Origin of the sequence: Methylomonas sp. MK1 (assembly GCF_000365425.1) — a bacterium.
GTDB lineage: Bacteria > Pseudomonadota > Gammaproteobacteria > Methylococcales > Methylomonadaceae > Methylomonas.
The window spans coordinates 581560-604524 of sequence record NZ_AQOV01000002.1 but is presented as its reverse complement, the minus strand read 5'-3'; the positions used below and the strand labels follow the sequence as shown (position 1 = coordinate 604524).

At 51.6% G+C, this 22965-nt stretch carries 23 protein-coding genes and 3 tRNA genes; 12 read left to right on the top strand and 14 right to left on the bottom strand.

The annotated features are described in order from the left end of the window. Nucleotides 1–39: 39 nt before the first annotated feature. Nucleotides 40–807 (top strand): hydroxyacylglutathione hydrolase, encoded by a 768-nt coding sequence (gloB, locus tag G006_RS0119635; RefSeq protein ID WP_020484930.1) that lies wholly within the window; start codon nucleotides 40–42, stop codon nucleotides 805–807. A gap of 85 nt (nucleotides 808–892) precedes the next feature. Continuing rightward, entirely contained in the window at nucleotides 893–1756 is an 864-nt protein-coding gene (locus tag G006_RS0119630) for a glycosyltransferase family 2 protein (protein ID WP_020484929.1), read from the top strand. Between the two features lies 1 nt (nucleotide 1757). Here G006_RS0119630 and G006_RS0119625 read toward each other — a convergent pair whose 3' ends face one another. From G006_RS0119625 to G006_RS0119580, 10 genes are all read right to left on the bottom strand, one after another. Then, nucleotides 1758–2891 (bottom strand): methyltransferase, encoded by a 1134-nt coding sequence (locus tag G006_RS0119625; RefSeq protein WP_020484928.1) that lies wholly within the window; start codon nucleotides 2889–2891, stop codon nucleotides 1758–1760. 250 nt (nucleotides 2892–3141) lie between these two features. Beyond that, entirely contained in the window at nucleotides 3142–3942 is an 801-nt protein-coding gene (locus G006_RS0119620; RefSeq protein WP_020484927.1) for a TatD family hydrolase, read from the bottom strand. A gap of 47 nt (nucleotides 3943–3989) precedes the next feature. Next, the gene (locus G006_RS0119615) at nucleotides 3990–4343 is read right to left on the bottom strand and encodes a PilZ domain-containing protein (RefSeq protein WP_020484926.1); all 354 of its coding nucleotides are present in this window, start codon (nucleotides 4341–4343) and stop codon (nucleotides 3990–3992) included. 4 nt (nucleotides 4344–4347) lie between these two features. Further along, nucleotides 4348–5349, bottom strand: coding sequence for a DNA polymerase III subunit delta' (locus G006_RS0119610; protein WP_020484925.1), 1002 nt, complete (start codon nucleotides 5347–5349; stop codon nucleotides 4348–4350). Continuing rightward, a complete protein-coding gene (gene tmk, locus G006_RS0119605; protein ID WP_020484924.1) occupies nucleotides 5349–5975 on the bottom strand; it encodes a dTMP kinase in 627 nt (208 codons plus the stop codon). Before tmk ends, G006_RS0119610 begins: the two co-directional genes overlap by 1 nt. Beyond that, nucleotides 5972–6961: an endolytic transglycosylase MltG gene (mltG, locus tag G006_RS0119600; RefSeq protein WP_033194292.1), complete on the bottom strand. Its 990-nt coding sequence runs from the start codon at nucleotides 6959–6961 to the stop codon at nucleotides 5972–5974. Before mltG ends, tmk begins: the two co-directional genes overlap by 4 nt. A gap of 2 nt (nucleotides 6962–6963) precedes the next feature. After that, nucleotides 6964–7785, bottom strand: a complete 822-nt coding sequence (gene pabC, locus G006_RS0119595; RefSeq protein WP_020484922.1) for an aminodeoxychorismate lyase — start codon at nucleotides 7783–7785, stop codon at nucleotides 6964–6966. A 27-nt stretch (nucleotides 7786–7812) separates the two neighbouring features. Continuing rightward, nucleotides 7813–9057 (bottom strand): beta-ketoacyl-ACP synthase II, encoded by a 1245-nt coding sequence (fabF, locus tag G006_RS0119590; protein ID WP_020484921.1) that lies wholly within the window; start codon nucleotides 9055–9057, stop codon nucleotides 7813–7815. A 90-nt stretch (nucleotides 9058–9147) separates the two neighbouring features. Then, nucleotides 9148–9381 carry an acyl carrier protein gene (acpP, locus tag G006_RS0119585; protein WP_013820083.1) on the bottom strand — a complete coding sequence of 78 codons (234 nt, stop codon included), beginning with the start codon at nucleotides 9379–9381 and terminating at the stop codon, nucleotides 9148–9150. Between the two features lie 177 nt (nucleotides 9382–9558). Beyond that, complete coding sequence (locus G006_RS0119580) at nucleotides 9559–10491, bottom strand: hypothetical protein (RefSeq protein ID WP_020484920.1); 933 nt, start codon at nucleotides 10489–10491, stop codon at nucleotides 9559–9561. Between the two features lie 171 nt (nucleotides 10492–10662). Between G006_RS0119580 and G006_RS0119575 the strand changes: the two genes are divergently transcribed. Next, the gene (locus G006_RS0119575) at nucleotides 10663–11349 is read left to right on the top strand and encodes a VIT1/CCC1 transporter family protein (protein WP_020484919.1); all 687 of its coding nucleotides are present in this window, start codon (nucleotides 10663–10665) and stop codon (nucleotides 11347–11349) included. 36 nt (nucleotides 11350–11385) lie between these two features. Here the strand turns inward: G006_RS0119575 and draG are convergent, their stop codons facing one another. Continuing rightward, nucleotides 11386–12261 carry an ADP-ribosyl-[dinitrogen reductase] hydrolase gene (draG, locus tag G006_RS0119570; RefSeq protein ID WP_020484918.1) on the bottom strand — a complete coding sequence of 292 codons (876 nt, stop codon included), beginning with the start codon at nucleotides 12259–12261 and terminating at the stop codon, nucleotides 11386–11388. Further along, nucleotides 12258–13064 carry an NAD(+)--dinitrogen-reductase ADP-D-ribosyltransferase gene (locus G006_RS0119565; RefSeq protein WP_020484917.1) on the bottom strand — a complete coding sequence of 269 codons (807 nt, stop codon included), beginning with the start codon at nucleotides 13062–13064 and terminating at the stop codon, nucleotides 12258–12260. Before G006_RS0119565 ends, draG begins: the two co-directional genes overlap by 4 nt. 306 nt (nucleotides 13065–13370) lie before the next feature. Between G006_RS0119565 and aqpZ the strand changes: the two genes are divergently transcribed. Beyond that, nucleotides 13371–14060: an aquaporin Z gene (gene aqpZ, locus G006_RS0119560; protein ID WP_020484916.1), complete on the top strand. Its 690-nt coding sequence runs from the start codon at nucleotides 13371–13373 to the stop codon at nucleotides 14058–14060. Nucleotides 14061–14237: 177 nt separating this feature from the next. Beyond that, nucleotides 14238–14513 carry a hypothetical protein gene (locus tag G006_RS0119555; RefSeq protein WP_020484915.1) on the top strand — a complete coding sequence of 92 codons (276 nt, stop codon included), beginning with the start codon at nucleotides 14238–14240 and terminating at the stop codon, nucleotides 14511–14513. Here G006_RS0119555 and G006_RS0119550 read toward each other — a convergent pair. Next, nucleotides 14488–15671, bottom strand: a protein-coding gene (locus tag G006_RS0119550) for an IS3 family transposase (protein WP_235048809.1) whose coding sequence is annotated in 2 segments (ribosomal slippage) — nucleotides 14488–15407 and nucleotides 15407–15671 — 1185 coding nt in all. Because the reading frame shifts where the segments join, the coding sequence is not laid out codon by codon here. The genes G006_RS0119555 and G006_RS0119550 overlap by 26 nt on opposite strands. 41 nt (nucleotides 15672–15712) lie before the next feature. Here G006_RS0119550 and G006_RS25980 point away from each other — a divergent pair. From G006_RS25980 to G006_RS0119515, 7 genes are all read left to right on the top strand, one after another. Continuing rightward, the gene (locus tag G006_RS25980) at nucleotides 15713–16420 is read left to right on the top strand and encodes a DUF3616 domain-containing protein (RefSeq protein ID WP_020484914.1); all 708 of its coding nucleotides are present in this window, start codon (nucleotides 15713–15715) and stop codon (nucleotides 16418–16420) included. 177 nt (nucleotides 16421–16597) lie between these two features. Further along, nucleotides 16598–16939 carry a hypothetical protein gene (locus tag G006_RS28455; RefSeq protein WP_152428975.1) on the top strand — a complete coding sequence of 114 codons (342 nt, stop codon included), beginning with the start codon at nucleotides 16598–16600 and terminating at the stop codon, nucleotides 16937–16939. Between the two features lie 20 nt (nucleotides 16940–16959). Beyond that, complete coding sequence (locus G006_RS28450) at nucleotides 16960–17361, top strand: DUF6228 family protein (protein WP_152428974.1); 402 nt, start codon at nucleotides 16960–16962, stop codon at nucleotides 17359–17361. Nucleotides 17362–18019: 658 nt separating this feature from the next. Further along, a complete protein-coding gene (locus tag G006_RS0119530; RefSeq protein ID WP_020484912.1) occupies nucleotides 18020–18565 on the top strand; it encodes a hypothetical protein in 546 nt (181 codons plus the stop codon). A 50-nt stretch (nucleotides 18566–18615) separates the two neighbouring features. Further along, a tRNA-Gly gene (locus G006_RS0119525) sits at nucleotides 18616–18691 on the top strand. Between the two features lie 49 nt (nucleotides 18692–18740). Further along, nucleotides 18741–18814 (top strand) — tRNA-Cys (locus G006_RS0119520). A gap of 13 nt (nucleotides 18815–18827) precedes the next feature. After that, nucleotides 18828–18903, top strand: a tRNA-Gly gene (locus G006_RS0119515). 125 nt (nucleotides 18904–19028) lie between these two features. Here the strand turns inward: G006_RS0119515 and G006_RS0119510 are convergent. Then, nucleotides 19029–22955, bottom strand: a complete 3927-nt coding sequence (locus tag G006_RS0119510; protein ID WP_020484911.1) for a DUF3683 domain-containing protein — start codon at nucleotides 22953–22955, stop codon at nucleotides 19029–19031. Nucleotides 22956–22965: the final 10 nt, after the last annotated feature.

The following is a 22965-nucleotide window of genomic DNA, read 5'->3' as shown; positions in this document are numbered from 1 at the left end:
GTGTTAGATTTCGTTATTTAGCAACCTGGGGGTTATACCATGCTGAGCATTCTTCTCGTCCCCGCCTTACACGATAATTATATTTACCTGCTACACGAACCAAACAGCGGCGAAACAGCAGTAGTCGATCCAGCTGTTTCCGCGCCAGTGGTTGATGCGCTTCAGCAGCAGGACTGGCAACTTGATTACATTTTTAACACTCATCACCACGGCGACCATGTTGGCGCCAATTTAGAACTCAAGCAGCTGACTGGGTGCAAAATCGTTGGCTCGGCGGCAGACCAAGCGCGTATTCCTGGCATTGATATTACGGTAAGTGACGGGGATGTAGTAAAACTAGGCAATCAGAAATTTCAGGTGATCGACACACCCGGTCATACTGTGGGGCATATCGTTTATTACGGCGCCGATAGTCAGGCTTTATTTTGCGGCGACACTTTGTTTTCTCTTGGTTGCGGTCGATTGTTCGAAGGCAGCGCAGAGCAGATGTGGCATTCGTTGCAAAAACTGAAAGCCTTGCCTGCAGAAACCCGCATCTACTGCGCTCACGAATATACCGCCGCCAATGGCCGGTTTGCGCTATCAATTGATGCAGACAATCCAAAGTTGCAGCAGCGCATTACGCAGGTTACCGAACTACGCAGACAAAATCTCCCCTCCATCCCGTCTACTATTGGCCTTGAGCTGGCAACCAATCCCTTTTTTAGGGCGGATAACGTCAGTATTCGCAGTAATATCGACATGACAGAACAATCAGACTTAGCGGTTTTTAGGCAATTACGCCTTTTGAAAGACCAGTTTCAATAAGTCTGGCCCAGCTGTCGATAATATTTAATTCTGCTAGACTGTTTTCCACATTTCGGCATGTTTCCCTGCCAACCTTTGGATTTTCATGAATAATACCCCGTCGATCAGCATCGTAATCCCTGCGAAAAACGAGTCGAAAAATCTGCCGTCCTTTTTACCGATGTTGCACCTGCTCTATCCGGATGCGGAGATTCTGCTGATAAACGATGGCTCGACAGACGATACCGCCGCCATCGCGCGCGCGGCCGGTGTCACGGTTATTGATCATCCTTACAGCATGGGCAACGGCGCGGCTATCAAAACCGGCGCTAGACATGCAAAAAACGATATTTTGGTATTTATGGATGCCGATGGCCAACACGATCCCGGCGACATTCCGGCATTGCTTAACAAACTGAACGACGGCTATGACATGGTAGTCGGCGCCCGAAACGCCGGTAGCCACGCCTCGTTATTCCGACGTCTGGCAAATAACTTTTACAACAAACTGGCATCAATGATGACCGGACACAAAATAGAAGATCTTACCTCCGGATTTCGTGCAGCTCGGGCCAACAAATTCCGTAAATTTCTTTACCTATTACCCAACGGTTTTTCTTATCCAACCACCAGCACGATGGCATTTTTTCGTTCCGGCTTCCCGGTGGCGTACATTCCTATCCACGCCGGTAAACGTAGCGGCAAAAGCCATATCCGGCTGATGCATGACGGTTTTCGATTTTTTATTATTATCTTACGGATCGGGGTACTGTTCTCGCCCATGCGGCTATTTTTACCCATCAGCAGCATAGTGTTTAGCTTGGGCGCAGGCTATTACGGCTATACCTATTTTACGGAAAACCGGTTTACCAATATGAGCGCGGTACTGTTTTTGTCGTCTTTATTTATTTTTCTAATCGGCATTGTGTCCGAACAAATATCCTCACTGCATTATAAAAATATCGAATAACTCAGCTCTTTATACAGCTAAAAATCAAGAATTTAGCATTGGCTGCGACCTGCCGGCAATTTCCGAACAGCTTCTTCAAGGGAAGATGGTAATTTAAATGGCGATTGCCGATTACCCGTAACTCACCGCCCTGACGCAAGACCTTATGCGCCTGCCGGAACATCTGCCAGGCAATATGATCGCCTATGGTGTGCTGTTGATGGAACGGCGGATTACAGACTATGCAGTCTGCACTGTTCTCCGGGTAATCGCTTAAACAATCGGCGACTAAAAAATCGGCCTGCCGACTATCGGCAAAAGCTGCCGCAAAATTTTCCCTGGCTGAGGCGATAGCCATAAACGATTCATCGATAAACCCAATTCGCGCGCTTGGGTTTTGTTTTGCCAACATCACGCCGACAATCCCATTGCCGCACCCCAAATCGATAAAATCGTAATATTCGGAATTCTGCGGTAGATGCTCTAATAAAAAACGCGTGCCTATATCCAGGCTATCGCGGGAAAACACGTTGGCGTGATTGCAAACGCTAAGATCCCTATTCTCCAATTGATAGCGGGTTGGGTAAGGGCTCACAGGCAATTGCAGATCTGGATCTAACCGGGCAAAAATCAGTCGGGCTTTTTTTACCGCCAAGGAAGGTTGCGTAGGCCCGATCAAACGTTCCAGCAGTTTCCATGCGGTGGGCGGCAAACTCTTCACCATGCCGGCGGCTATCACCTGGCAATCGGCTTTCAACAAAGGCTTGAGTGCATGCAGTTGATATTCCAGCAGCGCCAGGGTTTTAGGGATTTTAATCAGTAGGTAATCGATGCCCGCTTCCGGTAGCGACAAGCTATCCAACAACCGCACTTTCTCGTCGCCAATGCCATTCAATGTCAGGTTAATGCGCGTCGCCTGCTGCGAAAGCCAGGAATCGGAAACGGCGGTTGGTCGGTAAGCGCTTAGTGAAACCGCCAACGCACCGAAGCTATCGTTGAGGATGACGATATTGGCATACTCGGCAATGCCTGCGGCAGCCAAATGATTCAACAGATATTCGTCTGCAGCGTCCCAAGCCCGCAGCAGTTCATTTTTGCGAAACGGTAAGCGCTGGAGTTGAAAAATTCCTAGCGGACTAGCTAATTCCAGATCCATATTCCGAGAAAAATAACTTTGCTGTAACCCAAGGTATAAAAGGTCGATTGATATAATGACGGCATTTCAAGGAATTATGTTAGCCACCAGGCCAGCGACAATTTGTCACGCGGCAATATGCCACATTTTCAGAACTGTTTAGCTTCAGTAGACTGCAAGCAACTCTTGTATGCGCCCCGCTTGGGGAATGAGAGTTATACCCCACCTCTCTAAACGGCCGCTCCATCACACATGGGGCCGGCCGTTTTTTTTAGTTTGCCTGACGTAGCCTATCCGCCGAAGATCCGGCAAACAGGCGATAAAAGTTTTCGGTTGATTGCTCGGCTATCGTCTCGATGGATGTCCCGCGCAAATCAGCGATATGTTCAGCTACATAGCGGACATAGGTCGGGTAATTAGTTTTGCCTCGATACGGTACCGGCGCCAAATATGGCGAGTCTGTCTCAATCAAAAAACGGTCGGCTGGAATTTTACGCGCTACCTCTTTGATGGCTTCCGCATTCTTGAAGGTCACGATGCCGGAAAAAGAGATATAAAAATTCAAGTCCAAAGCCTTTTCCGCATAGGCCCAATCTTCGGTAAAGCAGTGGATAATCCCGCCAACTTGCTCCGCGCCTTCTTGCCGCAACACATCCAAGGAATCTTGCCCAGCCTCGCGAGTATGGATAATTAAAGGCTTGTTGAGTGTCTTGGCAGCGGCGATATGGGTGCGAAATCGTTCAAACTGCCATTCCAAATCGCCTTCGCTACGAAAATAGTCCAGCCCCGTCTCACCAATGGCGATCACTTTTTCGTTATCGGCCAACTGTAGCAAATCATCTAGCGAGGGCTCACGCCCATCATGAACATTAGGATGCACGCCCACCGACAAGGAGATGTCCGAATATGGCATGACTAGCTCCAGCATGGCCGGATAGGCTTCCATATCGATGGCAATACACAGCATATGCCGGACCTTGGCCGCGCGAGCCGCTTGCACAAAGGTATTGAAATCATTAGCGTAGGGCGCTAAATCGATACGGTCGAGATGACAGTGTGAGTCGATAAACATGAGTTTAGGAAAGTAAAGACAGCGGCAAAGCCCGCCCGCCAAACAGTTTACATGGTATGCGTGGAACGATCAGATTCTAATGCGCCAGCCAAATAGGTTTCAATTTTGTTACGCGCCGCACCGCCATCCTGATCACTAAATTGCACGCCAATGCCGGCTGCACGGTAGCCCTCGGCACCCGCCGGAGTCTTCCAGATAATTTTACCGGCAATCGGCAAACGTTCGGTTTCGTCCATTAAGTTCAGCAACATGAACACTTCCTCGCCCATCTCGTATTCGCGCTTGGTCGGAATAAACAATCCGCCGTTTTTCACGAACGGCATGTACGCCGCGTACAGCGCGTTTTTATCCTTGATCGATAAGGACAAGATACCTTGCCTGGGTGCTGCTGATTCTGCCATACGCTTATTGTCTATTCAGTTGCGACCAACTAATCAATAGCTGCTCGACCATCAATTGTTTATTAAGTTGCGTGTTCAATTGCGACTTGGTGGTAAGCACATTATCGTAAAACCGATAGAGGCGTTTCAATTCTAGCCGGTCGGCAAGGGCTTGCAAGGCATTTTTCAGATCCGGATTGGCAAGCGCCGGCGATTCCGCCCTATACGCATATTTGACAATGTCCGCCACCCAGCTCGCCATCCACAGTAACACCACCGCCAAATCGATTTTTTCCTGCTTTTGCCAGAGCTCGGCTACCGTCAGCAGATTTTCCTTGCCTTGCGCGATATGTAACCAGGCCTCGAAATACTGCTGTCTGAGCTGCACCATATTCTGTTCGGCATAGTGCTTCGCCAACAGCGGCGAACCTTGGGCCAGTTTTAATAATAAATCCGCTTGCTCTCCGACACCCTGCTGCTGCAACCAACTCATCGCCAATTCGTGCACGGGCGTTACGCAATCGATTTTCTGGCAACGACTACGAATCGTCGCCGGCAAGCGGCTCGGTTGCTCGCTGATCAACAGCAAACAAGTGCGTTCGGTCGGCTCTTCCAGACACTTCAAAAACGCATTCGCCGAAGCGGTATTCAAAGCATCGGCCGGCTGAATAATCACGACTCGGTAGGCATCGTCGTACTGCGGTTTCAAAGCCAACTTGACGATTAACTGTCTGATTTTGTCGATACCGATGGCCTTGCCGGGTTCGTCGGGTTCTATCGTCAGAAAATCGGGATGAGTTTGCGCGGCGAACAATTTACAGCCGACACAATGACCGCAAGCACTCGCATTGGACAGCGGCGCATGACACAGCAGAGTTTGCGCATAATAGTCGGCCAAATGCCGTCTGCCCTGCCCGGCCGCGCCGGAAAACAGCAGAGCTTGCGGGATGCGCTGTTGCTGGATGTAAGCGCGGAGTTGCCGCCAGTTTTCCTCTTGCCAAGGATAAATCCCGGTTTGGCCTGACATCACTCGCTCCATAAGTTGGCCAACTCATCGCGCAACTGCTGTTGCACCGCATCCAGAGGCAAGCTGGCATCGATAATCTTGTAGCGCTGCACATCCGTGGCGGCGCGTTGCAAATAGGCTTGTCTCACTCTCTCGAAAAACGCTAACTGCTCGGTTTCAAAACGATCCAACTCGCCCCTATGCTTGGCACGCTGCATACCGACTTCTATCGGCGCGTCGAAGACAAAGGTCAAATCCGGCCTTAATGGGCCTTGCACAGCGTTTTCCAGCCAAGCGATGGTTTGCAAATCCATATTCCGACCACCGCCTTGATAGGCATAGGTGGCATCGGTAAAACGGTCACACACCACCCACTGCCCCTGCTGCAAAGCCGGCAAAATCACCTGTTGAATATGTTGAGCCCGAGCCGCAAACATCAGCAACAACTCGGCCTGCTCCGACAAACTCTCTTCTTGATGTTCCAACAAAATGCCGCGAATCTTTTCGGCAATGCCGGTGCCGCCCGGCTCGCGCGTCAGTACGAACGGGATGCCCCGTTCTTCCAGTAGCTGTTTGATAAATTGCAGATTGGTGGACTTGCCGACGCCTTCGCCACCTTCCAGCGTGATAAATCGTCCGCGAGTCATCGTTGATATTGATCGACGTATTTTTCGTGTTCCGCCAAGGTCGAAGAAAAGGCATGGCGGCCATTGCCGCGGGCGACAAAAAACAAGGCGTCGCTATTATCGGGATGTAAAGCAGCAACAATGGCTTGCTTACCAGGCATCGCAATCGGTGTAGGCGGCAGTCCTTCGATGACGTAGGTGTTGTAGGGGGTATGTTCGCGCAAATCCTTATGCCGGATATCACCGTGGTAGTCATCGCCCATGCCGTAGATGACGGTGGGGTCGGTTTGCAACAACATGCCTTTCTTCAAGCGCCGCGCAAATACCCCGGCGATCTTTCTGCGTTCTTCGCCGGCGCCGGTCTCTTTTTCGACGATAGATGCCAAAATCAAAGCCTCGTACGGATTTTCCAACGGCACGCCATCGTCGCGCTTTTGCCACTCTTCGTTCAACACCGCCTGCATCCGGTCATGCGCGCGCTTCAGTAAATCGACATCGGAGGTGTTTTTTTCAAAGAAATAGGTATCGGGAAAAAACAAGCCCTCCGGATGATTCTTGTCGGAACCGATTTGTGCCATCAAGTCTTCCAGTTGGTTATCGGTCAGCGTGTGTTGCAAATTAGGGTTGTTCTTTATGGTGTTAAACACTTGCTTAAAGGACCAACCTTCCGGAAACGTAATCGAATACTTTCGGGTCTTACCGTCAGTCAATTGTTGCAGAATGTCGGCGGCGGTAGCACCTTTAGCCAACACATACTCGCCCACCTTCAACAAATGATCGAGATTTTTTCGATAGGCAAACAAACGAAACCATAAGCGATTCACCGTCACCTGCTGCGAACGCAGATTTTTCACCACCGATTCCAGCGTATCTCCTTTTTTAATTTCAATGACAGTTTCGGTCATTACCACCGGCTTTTTTAGAATCAGTTGATAATGCATGCCGGCCCAAATCGACACCAAGCCCAATACCATTAATAATGTAAATGCGATGATGCTTCTAAACACTGCTATACCTCCGCCATGCGGGCTGTGTTGAGCAGATCTTGCAAACGCCGAGTGATAACACCGACCTTAAAAACTTGCCCTTCCAGCCGTTTGATCGGCCAAATACCGATTACCGAGTTACTGACAAATAATTCGTCAGCTTGCAAAACGGCAGCTTGATCAATTGCTTGCTCAAATAACGGTAGTTTGATCCGCTGCGCGAACTCCATAATCAACTCTCGCACAATACCCGCGACGCCGCATTGTCCTAGCGGTGGCGTGTATAAACTGTCAGATTTGACCAGGAATAGGTTGCTCATCGTGCCTTCCACGACGTGATCTTGAGTATCCAACATCAAACCCTCTTGAATGGCCGTATCCTGCCATTCCGCTCTGGCTAAAATCTGCTCGAGTCGATTCATGTGCTTGATGCCGGCCAAGCTCGGGTTCAAAGACAAACGCTGGCCGCAAAAACGCGCGGCGATGCCGTCTGCTTGGAACTGATGGGGGTAATCGGGATAAGGATGCAGACCGAATAGTCTGGTAGGGATAATGTGATCCGGCTGCCGGTAACCGCGACCGCCGCTACCGCGCGTCACCATCAACTTCAACACGGCTCTCTCACTGGACTGACTCAATTGCCGCGCTTCAGCGTCGAGCAAGGCAGTATCCGGCATCGGAATTAGCAGCCGGCGACAACCTTCGGCTAAGCGTTTTAGATGACGATCAAAAAACAGCGGCTTGCCCTGCAATACTTCGATGGTCTCGAACAGACCGTCACCGTATTGAAAACCTCGATCAGAAACATCGACACAGTGTCTGTGCTCGCCGTTTAATAAAAACATAGCCAGACACTGCGGAAGCGGAAGCGCTTATTGGTAACGTTTGAAAACCAGAGAACCATTGGTGCCGCCAAACCCAAACGAGTTGGAAATGGCGACATCGATGCTCATGTTTCTGGCGATGTTCGGGACATAATCCAGATCGCACTCGGGATCGGGATTTTCCAAATTGATAGTAGGCGGAGCGATTTGATTCTGGATAGCCAAGGCGGTCAATACTGCTTCGATACCACCGGCCGCGCCCAGCAAATGACCAATCATCGATTTGGTGGAGCTGACAGCCACTTTATAAGCAGAATCACCTAGCGCCAATTTCATCGCATGGGTTTCGCCAATATCGCCGGCTGGTGTCGATGTACCGTGCGCGTTGATATAGTGCACATCTTGCGGATTAACTTTGGCGTCACGCATCGCATTGCGCATGCAGCGTGCCGCACCTTCGCCGCCTTCGGACGGTGAGGTGATGTGGTAAGCATCGCCGCTCATCCCATAACCGACCAGTTCCGCATAAATTTTCGCACCGCGCGCCTTGGCATGCTCCAGTTCTTCCAACACCACAACCCCGGCACCGTCGCTGAGTACGAAACCGTCACGGTCACGGTCCCAAGGCCGACTGGCGGTGGTAGGGCTGTCATTACGACGCGACAAGGCTTTTGCCGAGGCAAATCCGCCCATCGCGGTCGGCGAGGTCGTGCAGCGTTCCGCGCCGCCGGCGACCATCACATCGGCGTCGCCGTATTTGATCAATCTCGCCGCGTCGCCGATATTATGCGTACCGGTCGAACAAGCGGTGACGATGGCAAAGTTAGGACCTTTCAAACCGTATTTGATCGACAGATTGCCTGAGATCATGTTGATGATATTGCCGGGCACAAAAAAAGGCGAAATCCGTCTGGGACCACCCGCCACGTAGGTGGCATAGCATTCTTCAATACCGGTGATACCGCCAATACCGGCGCCGATGGCCACGCCGATGCGCTCGGCATTTTCTTCGGTGACTTCAAAACCGGAATCCTCAATTGCCTGGCAACCCGCTGCGATGCCGTAGTGCACGAAGCCGTCCATGCGTTTGGCATCCTTCTCGGCTATATAATCGCCGATATTAAAATTTCTGATGACACCGCCGAACGTCGTTGCAAAAGGGGATATGTCAAATGAATCGATCGGACTAATGCCGCTCTTCCCGTTGACAATGCCATCCCAGGTATCGGCAACATTATTGGCTAACGGCGTAATGGCGCCTAAGCCCGTTATAACAACTCGACGTGTGCTCACAGTAAACTACCGGTAAAAAAAGAAGACAACCAGAGAAGGGGGATAAACCGGCTAGTGGATGGAAACCACCCACTAACTTTTGGAAACAACTTACTGCAGATTGGCGTTGATATAATCGATAGCCAATTGGACTGTGGTGATTTTTTCAGCTTCTTCGTCTGGAATTTCGCATTCGAATTCTTCTTCCAGAGCCATGACGAGTTCAACTGTGTCTAAAGAATCAGCACCAAGATCGTCAACAAAAGACGCATCGTTCGCGATTTCTTCTTTTACGCCTAATTGTTCTGCGACAATCTTTTTTACTCGTTCTTCGATATTACTCATATTTTTTTCCTCGAACAATGCAAATGCCTGACTGCGAGCACTTACCTTATCTTTAGTGTTGTATTAATTGAATTTGCAATCTCGTCACTGGCCTTGCCTAACGACAGCGCGGATTATACTTTATGTTCCAAAAAATTCACAACATTCGCCCGCGACTAGGCGATTCGCGGCCTGAGGCTATGTCTTCCCGCTCAAATTTTTAATAATTTCTTCCAACGGTACCAAATTCAGTTTGATACGAAACAAAACCGCCTTGTTCTCCAACACCCCGAAACATTCGTAGGTGCGCAACATGATGCTGGTGTGATTGAGGGTTTTATCCGGCGACTCCGGCAATTGCTTAACCAGAATATGCAGCTTGTCGTTGTTTTTTAGCTTAGCCAAATGCACGCGATCGACCGATATGTCGTGCGAGGTATACACCATCGGATTGCGCTTGAAATCGTGGTTTTCCAGTTGAGCTTTCTCCAGCAAAGCGCCGGAAGTCAAACTGCAAGGAAACACTTCCGGATATTGCGCCACCTGCAACAACTCGTCGAAATAGTCGGACTGTTCCGCAAACGAACCGGACAGAAAGTTCTTCACATTGCCGTTATTCATCCACTTACGCTTCAAAAAAAACTCGGTGCCGGGCACGACGGTTTTATCGGGTAGCGCATTTAAATCCGGCAGACCGCTTAAATCGGTATCCGCTAAAAACAAAGGCTGTTTCGTTTCTTTTTTATACCCGAGCAAGATGGTTTTACCTTGCGACTTGATGGCGATGCGATTGGTCAAAGTCAGCTCGGGTATCGTCGCGATCAGCGTCTTTTTGATATCCAGCGTCATCGCCTGCCGCGGCCGCAAGGCATTGACGAAGATGATCTGATAATTACTAAAACGCAGCTGATTGTCGGCGATAATCTGATCTTCGTGATGCGCTTCCCGGTATAAGCGCATCTGATATTCGATCAGGGTATTCAACTGAAAGCCCAACACAATCGGGCCTTTAAACGGATTATGCGTGACCTGCAACCATTTATGCTTGTCATGAAACAGGTTGAAATCGTCGGACGCGTTGCGGGCGACTTCGATATGAATTTGTTCGAAAGTAAACGACTGGTCTTTCATCGATGTCCAATGACTGTAGATATGAACCGGCTATTCTAGGCCGATTGCGATAAATCAGAAAGTAACGCACCAAACTAGCCCATTCACAGCCGACAACAATACTCGGCCTAGACCGGAAAATCAGGTTACTATCCAAGCATATCCTCACCTACTTGGGCAACGAGAAGCCGCATGCATATCGAAAGACATAAAAATCACCGCATTGGCTGGCTACGGGCGGCCGTGCTGGGCGCCAACGACGGCATAGTCTCCACTGCCAGCCTGATTTTGGGCGTCGCGGCAGCCGGCGTGGATGCCAAACATATCTTGATCGCAGGCATTGCCGGTTTGGTAGCTGGCGCGATGTCCATGGCCGCCGGCGAATATGTATCAGTCTGTTCGCAAGCAGACACCGAACACGCCGACCTGGAGCGCGAACGCCGGGAACTCGCCGCCTATCCGGAACACGAGCATGAGGAAATGACCGCAATCTATGTAGAACGCGGCCTGGACGAAGCGCTGGCCGCCGAAGTTGCCCGCCAGCTGATGGCACACGACGCCCTTGGCGCGCATAGCCGCGACGAACTTGGCATTACCGACACCTCCGCCGCCCGCCCGGTGTTGGCGGCATTTTCATCGGCTGGCAGTTTTTCAGTCGGGGCAATATTGCCTTTATTGCTGGTGTTGTGGACGCCGGCACCCGTATTGATTTGGGCCGTAGCCGGCGGCTCCTTGCTGCTGTTAGTATCGCTAGGCGCCCTATCCGCCCGCGTTGGGGGCGCTTCGATGTTGATTGCTGGATTGCGCGTCAGCTTTTGGGGCGCGTTGGCGATGGGGTTGACGGCTGGAGTTGGGGCATTATTTGGGGTGGCCGCGTAAGCAAAAAATATCGAGGAGCCAGCACCCCAGAGTTTCTCAACTATTCATTTTGATAAGCGTCGCTACCTGTCCGCGTATTTCTGCACTGACCCGCCTATCCAGCTGGGCCAACCACCGCATCGGAATCTGCTCCAATCCATACTTGGCCCCTGCCAACATCCCCGCCAATGCCCCGGTCGTATCCGCATCGCCGCCCTGATTGACGGTGGAGATCAGGCAAGACTCGAAACTATCGGTGTTGAAAAAATAATGCAGCACCGTCTGCACGGTATCGACGATAAAACCAGAGGCTTTGCCCGGATAAGGGGTGTAGGCAAATTCGCTGTATTGGTTGATCAAGCGCTCGACTTCCAGCAAACAGGACTCAAGACCTTGTCCGTTAATCAACGCATTGATCATGCGCCCTAAAGCCAAAGTCGCCCCATCGGACAGCGGGTTGTGGTGGGTGATGTGACTCTGCTCCAGGCTCCAAACTTCGAAATCGTCCGGCCTGTCCAAAGTTGCCAGCACCACCGGCAAGTTACGCATGCAGGCGCCGTTACCGGCGTCATCTTCACGCGGCAAGCCCATCAATAAACCTTCATCACGATACCGAAGGATGCCGCGCCGGCAAGTATTACCAACATCCGGCGGATCGCTATCCAGCCAGGCCAGAAAATTGTCCGCCACGGCCCGCAAATTCCAGCCGTGATGATCGATGATGGCTCGACCCAAGGCCAGCGACATTTGCGTATCGTCTGTAACCTGTCCCGGCTCCAGGCCCAGCCAGCCGCCGCCTATCATTTCGGTATGCACGCCGTAACGTTTCTGAATTTGTTTCGGCGACATGAATTCCACCGTCGCGCCCAACGCGTCGCCGCAAGCAAATCCCAAATAAGCGCCCAAGGCCCGATTCATTAACCGCTCGTTCATCGCTGTACCGTCACCCGATAATCGCCACCGATTACCAAATATTCCGCTTCGCCGCGCAATGCATGGCGCGGCAGCAGGTCGCTAAAAAACACCAGTTTCACCATCGGCACCTCCACTTCCAATATATATCCGCCAAATTCGCTGGCGATACCAGGGCGGTCGGTAAACGACACAATACTGTTGAAGCGGACGATTTTGTGCTGCTTGTCTTGCTCGGTAACGATCCAGTCGTCCAAGGCGTTCACGCCGCGATACAGAGTTTTGTGGGTAGCAGCCGGCACCTGAAAGCGCTCGATCACCCATTGGCAAAATTCGTACAGCAAATCCAGCTGCATGTAGATGCAATTGTTGTGATAGCGGCTGTTCATCTTTTCTTCGATGTAGGTTATCCAGTCCTTGCTCATAAAACTGCTGATCTGCTGCTTATGGTAGTTGGGAAACAAACCGAAGCGACTCTCCACCCAACCCTTCAACACCGCGCCCTGCGCATTATTGGAATCCAGCCCCCAATCCTGAATCAGGCGCAGATAACTGTTGCGATACCGGCGCCGGCCCTCGGCATCGTCGCGCAAGCGCTGCTCGGTTTCGAAACCGAATACCACGCACATATAATCTTGAAAGATCCGCCCGCACTCGGCCAACGTGGCTTGGCCGGCCAACTGTTCGAACAGTCCGGGTGCCGACTCCCTGGTACCGGCGATATGTAAGGGCTTGGGATAATCATTGAATAGATGACTGGCCATACAAGCGGTCGCCATGCCGATCAAATTGGTACTGTGGCCGTGTTGGGAAATATCGGGCATGGATAAACCGGCAAGAATGACAGGCAAGGTGATAAACCCTAATTTTCACATCGAATAGGGAAATTAGCCATACAGAACAGACTTGCCCGGACTAATTCTTCGGTAATTTTTGACGCCACAAAACCCACTGTCTTCCACGCAACCGAGTCGCTAGCCAAAAATAGCAAGCACCAAGCAAGAATCTAGCCGTTTTTTGTGATTGACATCACACAAAGACACAGAATACAGTGCGCTAGCCGATTGATTATTAAACAAAAACAAGTGATCGATGACAGGCACAACAATAACAACACACAGGAGAGTCATATGAAAAAATATGTTGCCGAGTCCTTTGGGACATTTTGGTTAGTTCTTGGTGGCTGCGGAAGTGCGGTATTGGCGGCGGCGTTTCCGAATGTGGGCATTGGCTTGCTCGGCGTTTCACTCGCGTTCGGTTTAACGGTATTGACCATGGCCTATGCCATCGGCCATATTTCCGGTTGCCATCTCAATCCGGCGGTGTCGGTTGGCTTGTGGATGGGCGGTCGCTTTCCAGCCAATCAATTGTTGCCTTACATCGTCTCGCAGGTGATCGGTGCGATTGCCGCCGGCGGCGTCTTGTATTTAATCGCCAGCGGCAAGGCCGGCTTTGATGTGGCGGCGGGATTTGCCTCCAACGGTTACGGCGAACATTCGCCAGGCGGCTACTCCTTGTTATCCGCACTGATTACCGAAGTGGTGATGACCATGATGTTTTTACTGATCATCCTTGGTGCCACTGACACCCGCGCCCCAGCCGGCCTGGCGCCTGTCGCGATTGGTTTGGGCCTGACATTGATTCATTTGATCAGCATTCCAGTCACCAATACTTCGGTCAATCCTGCCCGTAGCCTGGGTGTGGCGGTTTACGTCGGCGATTGGGCCTTGGCGCAACTCTGGCTATTCTGGCTGGCACCGATTATTGGCGCGGTTTTAGGCGCGTTGGTTTATCGCTTTATCGGCAGCCCGGACGAGTAAACCCTGAGATTAGTTCAGCGCAGATCAGCAACCCTTCATCATTCCCGCGAAAGCGGGAATCCATTGTGGCACCGGGGTTCCCGCCTGCGCGGGAGCGACAATATTAGGGCCGGATTAATTCAGGCATCGCCGACCGGCCACCTATCTTGAAATCAAAATTTCGCCAGCGATTCCGATATGGATATAAAAACCTACAAAGGCCGATCGAATGTATCCGGCGCCATTGCCCTAAATGACCGTTACTTCATCGTTGCGGACGACGAAGACAACGAACTCAGCGTATTCGACAAACACGCAGAAAAAACCCTAAAGCCGGCAATTGCCCTGTCAGAAGTTTTCGATGGCGAAATCAAAGACGGCAAGCACCAGGAAATCGATCTGGAAGGCGGCGCCCGCATCGAAGATGTCTATTTCTGGATTGTAGTGGTCAACTTTTTTCGGACACCAAAATAGGTTGTTGATCTGCCATTTTCATTTCATAGCCGTTGGGCGGCAGGTAGCCCAATGACGAATGCAAGCGCCGACTGTTGTAGAAATTGACGATATAGTCGGTCACGTCTCGGATGGCCTCGGTATGGTTGGCATACTGGCGGTGCCAGACGCGCTCCATTTTAAGATTCAGAAAGAATCGCTCCATTACGGCATTGTCCCAGCAGTTGCCCTTACGACTCATGCTGCCCTGAAAACCATGATGGGCCAGTAACGCCCGATATTCGTGACTGGCGTACTGACTACCCCGGTCGGAATGGACGATCAGGCCCGGCGGCGGTCGGCGCTGGGCGATGGCGATTTGCAAGGCGGTGCAGACCAGTTCTGTCGGCATGTTGGGTGCCATGGCCCAACCGACGATTTTGCGCGAATAAAGATCCAACACCACCGCCAGATACAGCCAACCGCTCAGGGTCCGTATGTAAGTAATGTCCGAGACCCAAGCTCGGTTGGCCTCGGCTTGCTCAAACTGGCGATCCAACACGTTCTCGTACACCGGCAGGTTGTGGTTGCTATCGGTGGTATGCACAAACTTGGGTTTCCAGATCGGCTTGATCTGGAGTTCCTTCATCAGGCTGCGCACCCGATGACGGCCAATCTCGATTCCCTGTTCCGCCAGTTCCTTGCGCAGACGACGACTGCCATAGCATTGACCGGTGGCTTCGAACAGACTGCGCAGTCGAACCCGCGTGCCGCAAAGCGCTTGAGGCTGCCGTGCTCGTCTCTGGGCCGCATACCATCCCGACCGACTGACGCCCAGTAACTGACAACCCTGCTGCACCGTGACGACCTTCTCTGCCGTTAACTGGTGAATCACTTGGTGTTTCATCGCAGTTCCTTGGCAAAGAAGGCCGAAACCTTTTTTAGCAATTCGTTATCCGAACGCAGTTGCCGATTTTCTAATTCCAGCTGCCGAATCCGCTGCTGGTCAGGGGTTAACGGCTTACCTATGCCCGGTTGACCGGATTGCTCGGCCTGCACCTGCTTCAGCCAGCGACGTACCGCAGTCTCGCCCAGCTTCAGCTCCTGACAAACCTGAGGAACCGTGAGTCCCTGTTCATGGATCATTTGTACTACTTGCAGCTTGAACGCCGCATCAAAACTTCGCCTTTCTCGTTTCATTCGTTTCACCTTGAAGGTTGATAGTTTATCAACCTATTCGGGTGTCCGTTTTTATTAGACCACTACAGATAGGCTCGCACAGCACCAACAGCGAAGGCGACGGACGACCGGCTAGGCGGCGCTTATTCGGCATCCATCTAACCGAAATCGAACCGGGCAAATTCAGCGCCCAGCGTTATGGGTCGATTTACACACAATTAATTAACGATCTAAAGCAGGACAAACGCTTTGCTCGCTATAACTGGGAGCAAGCCGAGCGCATACCACCCAAAGGCAAAGGCGGCTTGAGCATAGAAGGCTTGGCGGCCACCCCTGAGCACGGCTTATTAATCGGCTTTAGAAACCCGCTAGCCGGCGGCGACACCGAAAACGGCTTCCTAAAAAACGGCAAAGCCATCCTGGTACACCTACTCAACCCGCTGACACTGCTGCACGGGCAAGCTGCGAATTTCGCCGAGCCAATAGAGTTGAATTTAGACGGCTTAGGCATCCGCGACATCGCCTGGCGCAAGGCCAATCAATACCTCATCGTCGCCGGCCCCTACCATGCCAATGAACAGCGCCTGGAGAAACATTGGCTGTATTTATGGGATAGCGGATCCGGAGAGCTGAAACGACTGGAGCATATCGATCTGGGAGATTTGAACATTGAAGCGGCGTTCTTTTTTCCGGACCAGGATGACCGTGTTGAATTGCTGACTGACGATGGCGAAAAGAAGGAATTTCAATGCATTTCGGTGACGCTTTAGCCAAAACCGGCTTTATCAAACAGACCTTAGAAGCTAAGCATAAACAGTATTCTTTCTCCTGAATCGGGACGAAGGATTCAAATCTGCTCTGCAATTCTGTTAGGATTAAAACCTTGTATTACCTGCCTGGAATAGGCACACAGAAATCCTAAATTACTAGTTAGGCAATTTGAAACGATGTTTTCACTTAGAACATTAACTTGGTTTTGTTTGCTTGTTAGCGGTTATGCTAGCTTGTGGTTATTTGTCATCGGCCCAGGCCCGCTCATTACAAGCTTTTTATTTTACACAATGGGCTTGTTTTTCATTCCTGCATTTTTGCTGCAAATATTTGGCGCGCCTATGTTTATAGATGATGGCATTTTTCCTACCCCAACTACAGTTGGCTGGGTAATTACAAGTATATTTGCCACCATTGTTTTTTGGCTTATAGCATGGGGCTTTGCACGCCTAACCCAACGATTAACCGGAACTAGAGCTAGCAGGAGGTTACGCGATAAAGCCGGGCCAGCCGGTTAACTCAGAGCGTCGCGATTAATATGAATTCTGTTTCAATTAAATCATGCGATAACTCCACTACATTGAGCTTTCGGCTGTTGGGAAGCACAAGCGATGCAATTGATTTTGTTGCTTCGATTTCTGGCGCGCCGTTCATTGGAGAAGTTCAATCAACAACATATTTTTCGGGCCCACCTAGTCTCTTATTCCGAGAAATGGCTGAATCATGGAAAGGATGGAAAGGTGAGAAGGTATGGTCCGCACTCGACGGCGAACTCTATCTCTCTGCGGCGACCACATCCCTTGGTCACGTCACTTTGAAAATTGAAATGACGGAGCAATCTGCTGATTTTAAACTTTATGCATCTCTTGGTTTAGAGGCGGGGCAATTAGAGGATATATACAACGATATTGCGTCCGTATTCCCACTAAATGACCTTTAGTTCTTAGTGCACCCTACAGACTGGTTGGAGCAATAGCGGAAACCCAAAGCGAGCGATGAATTTGGGGGCGGTTCTGTCCCATATGCCGCGCCGAGTACCGGAGCTTTTGATAGGAATCGCCCGCTAGGGGTGCGGCATGGATGCCGCACGTTGCCGAAGGGGCAGGAAGCCCCTTTCGGCAACCCCTATCAAAAGCGAGGAACGCAGGGGAAAAGCGGCTTCCGGGCCGCCTTTTCTTTGGATACTTTCTTTTGGCGGAGCAAAAGAAAGTATCTCGCCCGCCGGTGCGAGAACCGGCCTTAAATCAAGGCTCGCGAAAGCGAAACATCATCCAAACAAACCGACACACCCCGCGTGGGCACAAAGCTCGCGCCCGCGCCAACAAAGCCAACGTAGACCCGAGCACCACAACAACCGCAACCAAAAAATTTGGATTTAAACTAACAACGCCGACTTCGATAATCGCATAGCCAAACAACATCCAAAGACAACAAACCAGCAGCCCTATCAGCTTTTTTATCCCAGCTTGTTCATTTTTGCTACAGTTCCCCTTAAGATACGACTAAATAACTAAAAAATGAATGCTTGAAATGTTCGAACGGCGTGGTAACTTTAGCCACTTAACCATAATAATAACTAGCTTAAGAGGAAACATCGCATGAGCCTTGACGAAAACAACAACGAGACCGAAGCCCAAAATCAAGCTGAAGAGCCTAAGCAACCGGAAACAGCTCCAGCCTCTGATTCCGCCGCCGCGGCGAAAGATGCGGCCGGCAATATTATCGCTAACCTGCTGGCCCTGAAAGAATCCAACCCTAAAGTATTTTTTGGCGGTGTCGGCGCAGTTGCATTGATCGTGGTAGCCGTGTTTATGGGCGGCGGGTCTGATGCCAAATTGCCGGTTCACCAAGCGAAAGCCATGGTCCCCGGACAAAACTACGTGTTGAAAAGCCCCAATACTTACGATCCTAATGCAACTGTCAGATTAGTCGCTGTCCCCGGCTCCATGGCGGCTTACGATGATACCGAAGAAAATGATCGTGACGGCGCGTGCAAACACATGCCGCTTAATACTCCTGTCAAACTGATCCAAGCTCAGGCAGATACTACGGATAAAAATGTTCTGTGGGCTGAAGTAGAGATCACTGAATCCGGCGAATGCCAAGGCCGAAAAGCCTGGACTTCGGCAATAAACCTGCAATAACTGTTGACACAAAAAAATATCTTTTTATAATACGCAGGATAGTAAGCCAAGCGGGAATAGCTCAGTTGGTAGAGCACGACCTTGCCAAGGTCGGGGTCGCGAGTTCGAGTCTCGTTTCCCGCTCCAAATTTGAAAAGCCGCGGCAAATCGCGGCTTTTTTTATTGTCCTTATAAAGGCTGCGTAGCAAAATGGTTATGCAGCGGCCTGCAAAGCCGTATATACCGGTTCGATTCCGGTCGCAGCCTCCATTACTATATTTCTGCGGGAATAGCTCAGTTGGTAGAGCACGACCTTGCCAAGGTCGGGGTCGCGAGTTCGAGTCTCGTTTCCCGCTCCAAATTTAAAAAGCCGCAATTTATCGCGGCTTTTTTATTGTCCGAAGACAAGTACATTCCTCATCATCGACAAATCAGAAAGCAGAGCCGACTGAAAAATCAGCCGGCCGCCACCGACAACACTACATCACACCAAAACCCGCTCAATACCACCTTTGCTGACCCGATCCAGATACCCGGTCATCCAGTTATCACCCAATACATGTTTGGCGATTTCCACGACGATGTAATCGACTTCCATCTGCTCAACCTCGTCTTCGAACCGCTGCAAACCTTGCATGCACGACGGGCAGGAGGTCAACATCTTCACCGCGCCGTCGTAGCCATCGGCCCGCAATTTAGCGGTATCTTTCTGTAATTCTTCCGCCTTACGAAACCGAATCTGCGTGGAAATATCGGGCCGCGCCACCGCCAAAGTACCCGACTCGCCGCAACAACGTTCGGATTTGGCTACCGGCGCGCCAATCAACTGATTGACCACTTTCATCGGATCTTGCTGTTTAAACGGACTATGACACGGGTCGTGATAGAGATAACGCGCACCATTCACGCCTTCCAGCCTGACGCCTTTTTCCAGCAGATATTCGTGAATATCGATCAAGCGGCAACCGGGAAAAATTTTCTCGAATTCGTAATCCTGCAATTGATCCTGGCATGTACCGCAACTGACCACTACCGTTTTGATATCCAGATAATTCAGCGTATTCGCCACGCGATGAAACAATACGCGGTTATCGGTAGTGATTTTCTGCGCCTTATCGAACTGGCCGCCAGCGCGTTGCGGATAGCCGCAACACAAATAACCGGGCGGCAATACGGTTTGCACGCCAATCTCATATAACATCGCCTGCGTCGCCAAGCCGACTTGTGAGAACAAGCGCTCGGAACCGCAGCCGGGGAAATAAAACACCGCTTCGGAATCGGTCCGGGTCTTGGCATGATCGCGAATGATGGGCACGATTTGTCCGTCTTCGATGTCCAGCAACGCCCGCGCCGTTTTCGTCGGCAAGTCTCCGGGCATTTTGCGATTCATGAAATGAATCACCTGCTCGCGCACCGGCGGCTTGCCGACCGTGGCCGGCGGCTGGGCGATCTGGACTTTGCTCCAAGGTTTTAACAGCGTATTGCCGATGCGCTGGACTTTGTAAGTCCAATCGATCATCGCCGTGCGCATGGCCTTGACCGTGTTCGGGCTGGATGCGGTCAAAAATGCGATGGCCATCGTTTTGGCCGGATTGAAACTTTGCTTACCCATCTTGCGCAGCAGATTACGCATATTCATCGACACATCGCCGAAATCAATATCCACCGGGCAAGGATTGAAGCATTTGTGGCAAACCGTGCAATGATCGGCGACGTCTTCGAACTCTTTCCAATGGGTAATTGAAATGCCGCGCCGGGTTTGTTCTTCGTACAAAAACGCTTCGATCAATAAGGAAGTCGCCAAAATTTTGTTACGCGGCGAATACAACAAATTGGCCGGCGGCACATGCGTCGAACAAACCGGTTTGCATTTGCCGCAGCGCAGACAATCCTTCACCGAATCGGAGATCGCGCCGATGTCGCTCTGCTGCATGATCAGCGATTCAAAGCCCATCAAACTAAATGAGGTGGTATAAGCCGAACGCAAGTCGGCGCCCGGCATTAATTTGCCACGATTGAAACGGCCTTCCGGGTCGATGCGGTTTTTATAAGCGTGAAAATCCGCCAATTCTTCTTCAGTCAAAAACTCGTATTTGGTGATACCGATACCGTGCTCGCCGGAAATCGCCCCGCCCAGCGAACGCGCCAGGGCCATGATCCGCGCCACGGCGGCATTGGCTTCTTGCAGCATTTCGTAATGATCGGAGTTGACCGGCAGATTCGTATGCACGTTGCCGTCACCGGCATGCATGTGTAAAGCCACGAACACCCGACCGCGCAGGACCTCTTTATGCAAAGCCTCGATGCGCTCGACGATAGGCCGGAAATTATCGCCTTCAAAAATTTCCCGCAAGCGTGGCAGTAATTCCTGCTTCCACGACACCCGCAGCGAGTAATCCTGCAAGCGATGAAACAGAACCGGCTCGGCGGCGCGATTGCTCAGTTCGCCGACCTGGATACCTTGTGACTCGAAGGCTTTTTCGGCTTCGGCCAACGGCAAATCCAGACTGTCGTATATCCATTGCCAACGCGCTTTTACCGTGCCCACCGCATCCAAAGCCAAAGCCCGCCGCTCGTCCAGCAGTTCCGACTTGTTCACACCTTCTTCATAGGCTCGTAACGGCAGATCGCCGCTCAGCAATTCGGTTAAGGCTTTGCACAAGCGCAATTTATTGTTTAGCGACAATTCGATATTGATACGCTCGATACCATCGCAATAGTCGCCCATGCGCGGCAAGGGGATCACCACATCTTCGTTGATTTTAAAGGCGTTGGTATGTCTGGCAATCGCCGCTGTCCGACCACGATCCAGCCAGAATTTTTTACGGGTTTCCGGATTGACGGCAATAAAGCCCTCGGCTCCGCGCGCATTGCATATTCGCACCACTTCCGACGCCGCCATGGCCACCTGATTTTCGTCGTCGCCAACGATGTCGCCGATCAGCACCATCTTCGGCCTGCCGTGGCGCTTGGCTTTGGTGGCATAGCCAACTGCTTTCACATAGCGCTCGTCCAGATGCTCCAAACCCGCCAACATGACCCGATCGGCGCCCTCTTTAGGCAGACCGGCCAGGTAGTCGCGAATCTCGACGATCGATGGCACGGCTTCCCGCACCTGCCCGAAAAACTCCAGGCAAAACGTACGGCTAACCGGCGGCATTTCATGCAGAATCCAGCGCGCGGAGGTAATGATGCCATCGCAACCTTCTTTTTGAATCCCCGGCAGACCGCCGAGAAATTTGTCGGTCACATCCTTACCCAGCCCGGTCTTGCGGAAAAAGCTGCCGGAAATTTCCAGCGTTTCTTCACCCAGCAATTGTTTACCGCTGGCATCGAAACGTTTCAGCAAAAACCCGGCTTTGTCTTGTTCGTGGATCTTGCCCAGATTGTGATTCAGGCGCTCGACTTCCAACCAATTGCCGTCCGGCGTCACCATCCGCCAGGACGCTAAATTGTCCAACGCAGTCCCCCACAATACGGCTTTTTTACCGCCGGCATTCATCGCAATATTGCCGCCGATACACGATGCATCCGCGGAAGTTGGGTCACAGGCGAACACCAAGCCGGCCTGTTCGGCGGTTTCCATCACCCGTCGGGTCACGACGCCAGCACCAGTATGGATCGTCGCATACGAGCACTCCACACCCGGCAATAGCGTATGCCGCTCCACCGGCCCCATCGCCAACAGCTTTTCGGTATTGATCACCGCGGAATAAGCGTTGAGAGGCACCGCGCCGCCGGTGTAACCCGTGCCACCGCCGCGTGGGATGATAGTCAGGCCAAGCTCGATGCAGCCACGCACCAAATGCCCAACTTCGTCTTCGGAGGTCGGGTACAGCACCACAAACGGATACTCCACCCGCCAGTCGGTGGCGTCGGTAACGTGACTAACGCGGGCGAAGCCGTCGAAGCTGATATTGTCCTTACGGGTGTATTGCGACAGCAGCGTCAGCACGCTACGGCGCAGTTGCGCGGTGCGTTCGAAATGCGCTTCGAATTCATTCACCGCCTGATGGGCCGCGGCGATCAATTGCCCCACGCGCTCGGCCCGCTCGGCGTGTTGGTTCTCCAACTCAGTTTGTCGGCCTTCCATCTGCCCCAAACGATGCCGCAAGGCTTGCAGCAAGGCGCGCCGCCTTTTGCCATTGTCGAGCAAGTCGTCTTCGAGATAAGGATTGCGTTGCACAGCCCAAATGTCGCCCAATACTTCGTAAAGCATCCGCGCGGAACGCCCGGTGATCCGCTCGTCGCGTAACGAATCAAGCACCCACCACATGTCTTCGCCCAGCAGGCGAATTACGATCTCGCGATCGGAAAACGAAGTGTAGTTATAAGGAATTTCCCGCAGTCGCGCGGGCGTTGCATCATCGGATACTGGGAATAATTGGGAAGCCACTGGCAATCGGCGCATAGGAAGTCAT

What these genes read in the sequence shown, in the direction of transcription:
- gloB (WP_020484930.1), top strand. Translation starts at nt 40, where the DNA reads ATGCTGAGCATTCTTCTCGTCCCCGCCTTACACGATAATTATATTTAC.
- G006_RS0119630 (WP_020484929.1), top strand. Translation starts at nt 893, where the DNA reads ATGAATAATACCCCGTCGATCAGCATCGTAATCCCTGCGAAAAACGAG.
- G006_RS0119625 (WP_020484928.1), bottom strand. Translation starts at nt 2,891, where the DNA reads ATGGATCTGGAATTAGCTAGTCCGCTAGGAATTTTTCAACTCCAGCGC.
- G006_RS0119620 (WP_020484927.1), bottom strand. Translation starts at nt 3,942, where the DNA reads ATGTTTATCGACTCACACTGTCATCTCGACCGTATCGATTTAGCGCCC.
- G006_RS0119615 (WP_020484926.1), bottom strand. Translation starts at nt 4,343, where the DNA reads ATGGCAGAATCAGCAGCACCCAGGCAAGGTATCTTGTCCTTATCGATC.
- G006_RS0119610 (WP_020484925.1), bottom strand. Translation starts at nt 5,349, where the DNA reads ATGTCAGGCCAAACCGGGATTTATCCTTGGCAAGAGGAAAACTGGCGG.
- tmk (WP_020484924.1), bottom strand. Translation starts at nt 5,975, where the DNA reads ATGACTCGCGGACGATTTATCACGCTGGAAGGTGGCGAAGGCGTCGGC.
- pabC (WP_020484922.1), bottom strand. Translation starts at nt 7,785, where the DNA reads ATGTTTTTATTAAACGGCGAGCACAGACACTGTGTCGATGTTTCTGAT.
- acpP (WP_013820083.1), bottom strand. Translation starts at nt 9,381, where the DNA reads ATGAGTAATATCGAAGAACGAGTAAAAAAGATTGTCGCAGAACAATTA.
- G006_RS0119580 (WP_020484920.1), bottom strand. Translation starts at nt 10,491, where the DNA reads ATGAAAGACCAGTCGTTTACTTTCGAACAAATTCATATCGAAGTCGCC.
- G006_RS0119575 (WP_020484919.1), top strand. Translation starts at nt 10,663, where the DNA reads ATGCATATCGAAAGACATAAAAATCACCGCATTGGCTGGCTACGGGCG.
- draG (WP_020484918.1), bottom strand. Translation starts at nt 12,261, where the DNA reads ATGAACGAGCGGTTAATGAATCGGGCCTTGGGCGCTTATTTGGGATTT.
- G006_RS0119565 (WP_020484917.1), bottom strand. Translation starts at nt 13,064, where the DNA reads ATGCCCGATATTTCCCAACACGGCCACAGTACCAATTTGATCGGCATG.
- aqpZ (WP_020484916.1), top strand. Translation starts at nt 13,371, where the DNA reads ATGAAAAAATATGTTGCCGAGTCCTTTGGGACATTTTGGTTAGTTCTT.
- G006_RS0119555 (WP_020484915.1), top strand. Translation starts at nt 14,238, where the DNA reads ATGGATATAAAAACCTACAAAGGCCGATCGAATGTATCCGGCGCCATT.
- G006_RS28455 (WP_152428975.1), top strand. Translation starts at nt 16,598, where the DNA reads ATGTTTTCACTTAGAACATTAACTTGGTTTTGTTTGCTTGTTAGCGGT.
- G006_RS28450 (WP_152428974.1), top strand. Translation starts at nt 16,960, where the DNA reads ATGAATTCTGTTTCAATTAAATCATGCGATAACTCCACTACATTGAGC.
- G006_RS0119530 (WP_020484912.1), top strand. Translation starts at nt 18,020, where the DNA reads ATGAGCCTTGACGAAAACAACAACGAGACCGAAGCCCAAAATCAAGCT.
- G006_RS0119510 (WP_020484911.1), bottom strand. Translation starts at nt 22,955, where the DNA reads ATGCGCCGATTGCCAGTGGCTTCCCAATTATTCCCAGTATCCGATGAT.